We start from the raw sequence: 859 nt of genomic DNA on the forward strand, positions 1-859 counted from the left end.
GCAGCGAAAGCACGTACTTCTTCCATCGCGGATTTGTTGCGGCGTACCAGGAAGTTGTAACCCAGAACGGCAGGAACAGCGACGCCCAGACCGATCGCGGTCATGATCAGCGCTTCACCCACAGGACCAGCTACTTTGTCGATGGATGCCTGACCGGACATACCGATCGCTGTCAGCGCATGGTAAATACCCCAAACGGTACCAAACAGACCAACGAACGGTGCAGTAGAACCCACAGTTGCCAGGAATGCCAGGCCGTCTTGCAGGCGGGACTGTACTTTTTCAACAGCGCGCTGGATGGACATGGAGATCCAGGTGTTCAGGTCGATTTGTTCCAGCAGGGCACCTTCGTGGTGTTCGCTGGCTTTGACGCCGGATTCAGCGATGAAGCGGAACGGGCTGCCGTCTTTCAGGGAGCTTACGCCAGCTTGTACGGAAGCGGCTTTCCAGAATTTGGAGCGTGCTTCACCAGCCTGACCGGACAGTTTGACCTGGTCGATGGTTTTGGTGATCAGGATGTACCAGGAGCCCATGGACATGATGACCATGATGATCAGGGTGCCTTTGGCAACGAAGTCACCGGTTTTCCAGAGCGCGTCCAGGCCGTACGGGTTTTCGATCACTTCTTTCGCAGGACCTGCTTCAGCTGCCGGTGCTGCTGCAGGAACGGATGCTGCAGGTGCTGCTGCGGATGCTTGTGCGGAAGTGGCCGGTGCGGCTGCGGAGGCTTGTTCTTGTGCCATCACAGGTGCGGCAACTGCTGCGGTCAGGGCCAGTACGGCGGCAGCCAGGAATGCGGAGAAACGGTTTTTCATTATGGTGCTTCCTTTAAACAAAATAAGGTTGGTAGTGCTTACTG

At 56.5% G+C, this 859-nt stretch carries 1 protein-coding gene; it reads right to left on the bottom strand.

The window, feature by feature from the left end:
• Positions 1-815: MotA/TolQ/ExbB proton channel family protein (locus tag KDM89_RS19165; protein WP_212689515.1), on the bottom strand; the 815-nt coding region annotated here is incomplete at its 3' end.
• Positions 816-859 lie beyond the last annotated feature (44 nt).

The sequence above is a fragment of the Cognatundibacterium luofuense genome, from assembly GCF_018139685.1.
Lineage (GTDB): Bacteria > Pseudomonadota > Gammaproteobacteria > Burkholderiales > Burkholderiaceae_D > Undibacterium > Undibacterium luofuense.